The 4,202-nt window shown below is 69.3% G+C and carries 6 protein-coding genes and 2 pseudogenes; 2 read left to right on the top strand and 6 right to left on the bottom strand.

Features of this window, described 5'->3' with window-relative positions; all coding sequences use genetic code 11:
* Positions 1-274: hypothetical protein (locus tag AB0M52_RS31460; RefSeq protein ID WP_363961225.1), on the top strand; the 274-nt coding region annotated here is incomplete at its 5' end.
* A 42-nt stretch (positions 275-316) separates the two neighbouring features.
* Here the strand turns inward: AB0M52_RS31460 and AB0M52_RS31455 are convergent.
* The 6 genes and pseudogenes from AB0M52_RS31455 to AB0M52_RS31430 all read right to left on the bottom strand — a co-directional run bounded on the left by AB0M52_RS31455 (position 317) and on the right by AB0M52_RS31430 (position 3,684).
* A complete protein-coding gene (locus AB0M52_RS31455) occupies positions 317-865 on the bottom strand; it encodes a hypothetical protein (protein ID WP_363961223.1) in 549 nt (182 codons plus the stop codon).
* A gap of 73 nt (positions 866-938) precedes the next feature.
* A complete protein-coding gene (locus tag AB0M52_RS31450; RefSeq protein WP_363961227.1) occupies positions 939-1,388 on the bottom strand; it encodes an SRPBCC domain-containing protein in 450 nt (149 codons plus the stop codon).
* Between the two features lie 38 nt (positions 1,389-1,426).
* A pseudogene (locus AB0M52_RS31445) lies at positions 1,427-1,741 on the bottom strand (metalloregulator ArsR/SmtB family transcription factor); the annotation flags it as partial.
* Positions 1,742-1,784: 43 nt separating this feature from the next.
* Positions 1,785-2,423, bottom strand: coding sequence for a hypothetical protein (locus AB0M52_RS31440; protein WP_363961221.1), 639 nt, complete (start codon positions 2,421-2,423; stop codon positions 1,785-1,787).
* Between the two features lie 16 nt (positions 2,424-2,439).
* Complete coding sequence (locus AB0M52_RS31435) at positions 2,440-2,910, bottom strand: hypothetical protein (protein ID WP_363961219.1); 471 nt, start codon at positions 2,908-2,910, stop codon at positions 2,440-2,442.
* A gap of 54 nt (positions 2,911-2,964) precedes the next feature.
* Positions 2,965-3,684, bottom strand: coding sequence for an alpha/beta hydrolase (locus AB0M52_RS31430; RefSeq protein WP_363961217.1), 720 nt, complete (start codon positions 3,682-3,684; stop codon positions 2,965-2,967).
* Positions 3,685-3,984: 300 nt separating this feature from the next.
* Here AB0M52_RS31430 and AB0M52_RS31425 point away from each other — a divergent pair.
* A pseudogene (locus tag AB0M52_RS31425) lies at positions 3,985-4,202 on the top strand (hypothetical protein); the annotation flags it as partial.

Here is a 4,202-nt window from a genome sequence, read left to right as displayed (position 1 = left end):
GTCCTGTGTGAGTGTCGCGTTCGCTTTTCGCCGTACCGCCAGGGGCGCTCGGACGTTGCGTGCACTGCGCGTGCGGTACGCGGACCTGGGCCGCGCTGTTGACACCGCGACCGATCTGACACCTCAGGACGCCGGCATGGCGGTGGCCCTATTCGGCGACGCCGCGCTGGTGATGGTCATGCCAGCGGCGGCGCACGATTCCGGGCTTCTTGGCGGCAGCCGCTGGTCGACCAGCGAACCGCAGCCTTCGAACACGTCGATCCAGTCTCCTTGACTGGCCGGGCCGCGTCGCGTGCTGCCCGGGTAGGACGCCGTCTCAGGCACCGCCTCCGGGCGACGTGGGCAGCGGCAACTCGACGGCGGCCACCTCACCGACCGGCACGACGGAGTGCGCTGGTGGCAGCTTGTCGGCTCGCGGCGAGCGACTGTGCACCCGGCCGTCGCCAGCCGGGTCCGGCCTCCTGGTCACCTCGCAGGTCACCATCCGGATCGGCGGGGGCGGCGCGGTGAACCGTCCGGCGCCCCAGCGCACCCAGAGCGGGATCCGTCCCGCGTCGGCCTCGGCGAGCAACTTCTCCCAGGTACGGCGGCGCGTACCGTGGTCGACCTCCACGACGACCGGCGGCCCGTCCGAGCGGGCACAGGCCACGTCGAGTACCGACTGCCGCCCCTTCATCGGCGGCGGCAGCGGCAGCACACTGGGCGCCCGCCGGTAGACCCGCCAGCCCTGCTCCCCGGCCCAGCCGACCACCGCCTCGATCAGCCGAGCGGTGACCTGGTCGGTGGACAGGTCGTTGAATGCGACCGCGTCGAGCCGAGCGGCCAGCGACGCCGCCAGCCGCTCCCCGTCATCACCGACCGCCACCGCCGCAGGGTAACCACGCAACCGGCCGTCGTCGGCAACGGGGGCAGCGCGAAGTGGGCCGCCCGGAGCAGCCTCATCGGTTCGCAGTCGTCGTCCCGCGCCGCAGGTAGGCCTCGATCCTGGCGAACGCGCCGACCCAGACCTCCTGGGTGAAGAAGTCCCGCACCTCGACGGCGGGGAACCCACTTTGGACCACCGTGACGAGCGTCCCATCGCCCTCCGGTTCGAACGTGACCTCGACGCGCGTGGTCATCGTCAGGCCGTCCGGGCCGCTACCGACCGATTCGGTGACAAGCCGGTGTGGCCGTTCGATCACCAGGAAGGTCTGCGTCTCGCGGAACAGCTGATCGGGGCTCGGCCCCCAGATCGCGGTCTGCCGTCCACCGACGCGCAGGTCCACCTCGATCTCCACGATGCCCGGCTGTTCGTCGAGGATGCTGAACCAGATCTTCTGCTTCTCCGCATCCGTGTAGGCGTCGAACACCTCCTCGGGCGAAGCCGGCAGGTGGCGGGTGAGACGCAACTGGAGGTCTGATGTCTCGGTCAACGCTCGGTTCCCTTCTCAAGGGTGAAGTAGGCATCGAGACCGTCGAGGCGACGCCCCCAGAGCCGCTGATAGAAGCTGATCCACGCCATCGCCTCGTCCAGTCGTTCGGTGCCGAGCTGGCACCGCCGCGACCGGCCGACCTTCTCCGTCACCACCAGGCCCGCCTCCTCCAGCACCCGGACGTGCTTCTTCATCCCGGTGAGGGAGATGGCGAACGGTTCGGCCAGGTCGCTGATGGTGGCCGGCGCGGAGCCGAGCCGGACGAGCACCTCGCGGCGGGTCGGGTCGGCCAGTGCGGAGAAGATCCGGTCAAGACGTTGCTGAACCATGAGGTTCACCGTACAACAGTGAACCATCAGGTTCAACATGTGGTCAGTTCAGCAGGCGCTGGGCCCAGTAGACCTGGCCGTCCGGTCCGACGCTGATCAGGGCGATCAGCAGGTCGCTGGCTGCCGCGGGCGCGGAAGCGACGGCCTGCTCGGGTGGCGTCGCCGGGTGCGCCGGGCGCAGCACGATGGCGAACGTCACCGGTGATGCGTCGACCGAGGACACCACGATGGTGCTGCCGCTGCTCCAGTACGCCCCGTTGACCTCGCGCGCGCCGATGCCCTGTAGCCATGAGTAGCGCTTTTCGACGCGGTCCAGGAATCCGTCCGCGCCGACGGCGACCTCGTCGGGCCGGGCCGATGTCACGTTGATGAAGCCGGGCATGAGGCGGGTGCGTTTGTCCAGCACCACGACTCGGAACGAGCTGCCAGACTGGGGGTCAGGTGGTCGTGACCAGGTCACCTGGCCGAGAAAGATCTGGTCCCCGTCGCCGGCCTGCTCCATGGTGCTCGGGCTGAACGCGGCGTCCGCGGCGGCCTGGTCGACCAGGCTCAGGGTGGCGGTAGCGGCCAACACCTCCGGCCCGTACGGGGGCCGGTTGTGCCACCACCGCCAGCCGGCGCTGCCGCCGACCGCGACGAGCACCATCACCACAGCGATGATCAGACTCGCCCGCTGCCTCATGTGTGGCAGTACAGCTTCAGCTCGAACTGATCGCTGCCTGCACCGCGACCGCGATGGCGAGCCAGACGACGGACGCGACGACAGCGACGCCAACCATGATCAGCCCTTTGACTGCGGATGGAGTTCGGCTGCGGGCGACAGCCAAGTTCGCCACCAAGCCCAGGACTCCGATCAGTCCACCAAGGGCACCGCCGACCGCGATCAGCAGGATCGGCAGCGGGGCCAGGACCCGAAGCACGACCGGCACCGGGGGCCCGGTCCGATGCTGTACGCCGTTGACCTCCACGGTCGGGTACGGGTCGGCGAACGCGCTGCGAACCGTGGCTTCGACCGCACCACCGGCAGCAGCCGGCAAGGCGTACTGACGCCTACCCGTCCTCTGAGCCGGCACTCCGCCAACGGTAACGGCAGGGCGACCCCACAGAGCGTTGGTGGTAACCACGATCGGCCCCGCCACGCCGTCGATGCTGATCGGTTCCGTGTTCACCGGCGTGATCTTAGAAAGCATGCCCTGCCGCGTCTACCCCGTCTTGGGCAGCCCTCATCTGGCTGCTTGGCCTGCCGGCATCGCTACCCGAGCTTCGGCTGCCGTCCTGATGAGCTGCGCCGTCTCGTCGGGGTGGGAGACCATCGCGACGTGGCTGGCCGGGACCTCGATGGTGGTCGCGCCCATGCGGCTGGCGAACATGCGCTGCGCGTCCGGCGGGATCGCCTGGTCCTGGGTGGCGATCAGGTACGACGACGGTAGCGACCGCCAGGCCGGGACGCCCATCGCCGCCGAGAACGCCGACTCGGCAATCGGCTGCTGCACAGCGTGCATCGCGTTGGCGCGGACCGGATCAACGTCGGCCGCGAAGTGCTGCACGAAGTCGTCCTGCGGCTGCCAGATGAAGCCCTGCTCGTCGGTGAACAGGTGGGCCAGCGCCGGCGGTGTCGGTCCCTGCGACAGCAGCGCGCTCAGCGATTCCCCCTGGTCGAGTCCGAATGCCGCGATGTACACCAGCCCGGCCACGTTCGGTGCGTCGGCGCCCAGGGCGGTCATGATCTGGCCGCCGTAGGAGTGTCCGGCCACGATCGTCGGGCCGTCCTGCAACCTCAGGACCTGACGTAGCCGGGCGACATCCTCAGGCGTGGAGCTCAGCGGGAACTGCGGGGCCGTCACGTGGTAGCCGCTGGCCTGCAGCCGCTCGATGACACCGCTCCAGCAGGAGCCATCGGCCCACGCGCCGTGAACCAGGACGATGTTCGGTCGGCCATTCATGACGGGTTCCTTCCCTCCTGGGGGCAGTGGTCGGTTCTGCCCATGCTGACCCGCGGGCGAAGGCCGATATCCGCACGTCGGGTGCCCGCCGGCCGAGTCAGGTGCGGTCATGTTGCGAGTACCAACTCGGCCTGGGCGTAAACGTGCTGAGGTGGAAAGCGAAGCGGAAAGGCGGCACTGGGCTGCCTTTCGGTGACGTGCCGCCGGGGCTGCCGCGACGGCCCCGGTGCCCGATGGCCGTAGGGCAGTCGGGCAAACTGCGAGAACAACGGTCCGCGGACGGTCGCCGAGAATTCATTCATGACTGCCACTAAAAGCGGATCTGAGGCCGCCGCGCCGACGGTACGGCCGGTGCGATGGGGATGGGTGGTGCTGACGGCCGTCGCGGCCGGGGTGCTGCTGTCGGTGCTGTGGTCGTACGAGTTCGTCGACCACACGATCGGTGACTCGATGGCCAACGCGATCCTCGGCCGGGACGCCAAGGCGACCGCGATCGGTGGCACGGCGGCTGCCCTGGT

It is taken from the genome of Micromonospora sp. NPDC051296 (assembly GCF_040682255.1).
Lineage (GTDB): Bacteria > Actinomycetota > Actinomycetes > Mycobacteriales > Micromonosporaceae > Micromonospora > Micromonospora craterilacus.
The sequence above is the reverse complement of the archived record's forward strand: the minus strand, read 5'-3'. Positions and strand labels throughout refer to the sequence as shown.